The following is a 3,366-nucleotide window of genomic DNA, read 5'->3' as shown; positions in this document are numbered from 1 at the left end:
TCTCCGCCAAGCATGCTCAAGCTTCACGATTTTTGCAACAGAGCCCGTTTTCGGACGCTTGCTATTAGGGCGGAAAAGATGAGGGATATTCCGAAGCTTATAAGCGTCTCCGGTTTTAGAGCTATTTTCGCGAAATACACGACATGATTCGATCCTGTGGCGTAAAACTGGAGAATTTTTCAAATCCGCTGGGTCAAGATCTTCCAACCATAGGCACCATCGTTCAACACCATGGAGGAATTCACGCGCTCCGCGGAATGGACGTAAGTATTTCGCTGCAACAGCATCTGCAGCGACCTCGGCATAGTCTTCGACCTCCACAATTAAATGCCCCCCGTCAGTGGGCTGAGTTCCCCTATTCACTATCCCTAGCTGTGGAGAAATGACAGTGGTACGTTTCTTCACCAGAAGATTCGGCCCATCAACAAGGTAGGCATTAATAGCCCGATCGACTGGAACCGCCACCGGTTCGCCCTTGACTAGGGGATAGTCCCACAACCGTGGACGCGGTTCAATCTGCCGATCAAAGCCGACGATGACGCAATGAACCGCAGCTTTACCAGGGGCTTCGGAATCCCATGAGAATGTCCGGTGAGCAAATCGAATTCGCCACCCGGCGTCAAAAATCGGCCCGAAGAGGGCCGGGACGGGTTGCCCCTGCACAATGGAGTTGGTGGTGACAAAAGCGAACATCCCTCGACGCTGCGCCAATAATGTCAAGGATTTGGCGTGCCAGGCGGTCACATAATCCAGGTAGCCATCGTAGTTTTTGCCCCACACTGCTTTCATATCCGCGGTTTGTTCCGCTGTTTTGGTGTATTGACCGATAAACGGTGGGTTGCCAAAGACATACGTCATCGACACCTGCGGGAGTACCGCGTTCCAGTCCAGATGAAGGGCATTGCCGTGGATGATGTGCGCGGTTATCTTAATCGGGAGACGCTCAGGGGCCGCACCAATCGCGTCTGCCAGTTCACGGTTGGCCTGATGATCGACCAAAAACATTGCTGTTTCCGCGATCTTGGCTGGCCACCAGTTCAACTCAAACCCGTAGAACTGCCCAATGGAGAGTTTCTGCTCCCACGTCACATCCAGCGCCATGCCGGTTTGGCCCTCGCGCTTGCGGATCGCCACGATCACATCGGTTTCGATCTTGCGCAGCTCCCGGTACGCCACGACCAGGAAGTTTCCTGCTCCACAGGCTGGATCCACGAACACCATATCCGCTAAGGAATCGCGGAAATCCCGCAGCTTCTTCACCGGCGTGGAGGACGCACTAATCAACCGGGTGGCCTCGGCACGCAGTTCATCGAGAAAGAGCGGCTCAATGGTTTTCAGGATGTTTTTCTCACTGGTGTAGTGCTCACCATCATTACGTCGAGCTTCCTTGGACTTCACCAGCTGGAACATCGACCCAAACACCGCAGGGGAGATATGTGACCAGTGGAAACGACACGCATCCAACAATGCATCACGCATGGCGGGGTCGAAGTATTCCGTGCGCATCGTATCGGCAAAGATCGAACCATTCACGTAGGGGAATTTCGCCAGGTGCTCCGGCACCCGCTGGCGTCGATTCTCCGGGGTGTTGAGCACCTCGAACAGGGAGTTTAGCTGTGGGCCGAGGTTTTCCGCGGTGGTGTGTTCCAGGACAAACCGGTAGAACAGATCCTGCTCCCATAATCCGGCATCGTCTCCGAACAGCAAAAACAACAGTCGGGTGAGATACATCGAGGTCTGCTGGGTGCGCTGATCTTCTTCGTCTGGATCAGTCGGTGCTTCATCCCCGACTGCTTCATCCACCTCATCGCCAGCCATGGCGGTAAACAGCTTTGCCATGAGTTTAGAAGCCTGGATGGAGGCTTCTTCCTCTTCTTCCTTGGTCACTGCCTCATAGCCGGCCAAAAACCGCAGTTGATCCAGGTGGTCGGTGATCTCGTCCAGGGGGAAGGTGAGGTCAAAGCGGGTGTCGGGATCACCGAGCTTGCTTAGGCGTAGGGTCTCGAAGTTCGAGCACAGGATATAGCGGGGGAGTTCGAAGTCGTTGACGCTGCCGCCGGTGAGGTAATCACGGGCCTGGGCATGGGCGAGGTCAAGATTGACTCCGAGGGATTTCGCTTCACCGATGACCACGCCTGGCCAAAATAGGTCGATATAGCCGCTTCCTCCGGTGGAGCTGCGGTGGGCTTCTTGTTCAAACAGATCCATGCGTGAGGCGTTGATCCCGAAACAGGAGAATAGTTCTGACCAGAACTGCTGGGCGTATTTTTTCTCCGTTGCTGTTTCCCCGCGCTCCCGCCAGTCAGTGATGCGGTTGAGCCAGAAGGCTTTGAACTCATCGAGATTGCGGTGAACGGTCGCCCGATCAATCGTGGCAGGCAGGGTGGAGGTCATTCATCGAGTTTATCCATCACCAGGCATTTCAGAGACCAGATGTAGCTTTACCTAGAAATCTTCGCGTTTCAACTACCGGTTCTTCGCGTTTCAACTACCGCCCCTGGCCCCGCCAGCCTGTCTCATTCCCGCTACCTCACGCATGTTCGGTACCGCTTTATAGAATTCGTCCAGCCCGGTCTGCGTACATTTGACCACACGAAAAATAGGCTGCGTATTTTTACCCTCAACAACCGGCCCCAGGACCACGACGGCCACAAGCATAACCGCAGGTCAACCGCCTACTTCAATCCTGCTAAAAACGGTGCGTATTTTTACCCTCAAATCTTCGCGTATTGACTCCCGCTACCTCACGCATGTTCCCTCCCACTTTGCGCATGTTCTGTAGCGCTACTCGGCACGCACTGCCCTGCACTTCTTCGCGTATTGACTCCCGATTGCACGCATTAACAGTCCCGCTTTATAGGTTTCGTCCAGCTCGGTCTGCGTATATTTGACCACACGGATGCCCTCCAGCCGGTGTCAGCCATGAGCATTTCCCCAGGTCAAAAGACTATATAAGGCCGCTAAAAGCAGTGCGTATATTTGACCACACGGAAAAAGCAGTGCGTATTTTTACCCACAAGAACCGGCCCCAGAACCACGACGGCCACAAGCATAACCGCAGGTCAACCACCTACTTCAATCCTGCTAAAAGCAGTGCGTATTTTTACCCTCAAAAAACGGGTGGAACCTTTATCTCGCTGGCGCAGTCTAACCAGGTATGTGGATGCTACAGACAAGCAATGATGTTCTGACCGGTGATCTGGGGTTGATCGCTGCAACGCTCCTGGAGCAGTTAACTCCACCGGTATCTCCTCAACAGGTGGAGCTACTAGCCCAAGCGATTACCGGTGAAGTATGCGTCTTGACTCATCTCAATCGCCAGTAGGCAACCAGTTCTAAAAACCTTGAGTTAGGTAACCCCCCTGC

General features: G+C 54.0%; 1 protein-coding gene. It reads right to left on the bottom strand.

Going from position 1 to position 3,366, the window contains the following annotated elements:
• Positions 1–2,394 (bottom strand): DNA methyltransferase (locus tag NYP18_RS15040; protein WP_259429016.1); only part of this gene is annotated, 2,394 nt, incomplete at its 3' end.
• Positions 2,395–3,366: the final 972 nt, after the last annotated feature.

Origin of the sequence: Corynebacterium lemuris (genome assembly GCF_024919295.1) — a bacterium.
Classification (GTDB): Bacteria; Actinomycetota; Actinomycetes; order Mycobacteriales; family Mycobacteriaceae; genus Corynebacterium; species Corynebacterium lemuris.
The sequence above is the reverse complement of the archived record's forward strand: the minus strand, read 5'-3'. Positions and strand labels throughout refer to the sequence as shown.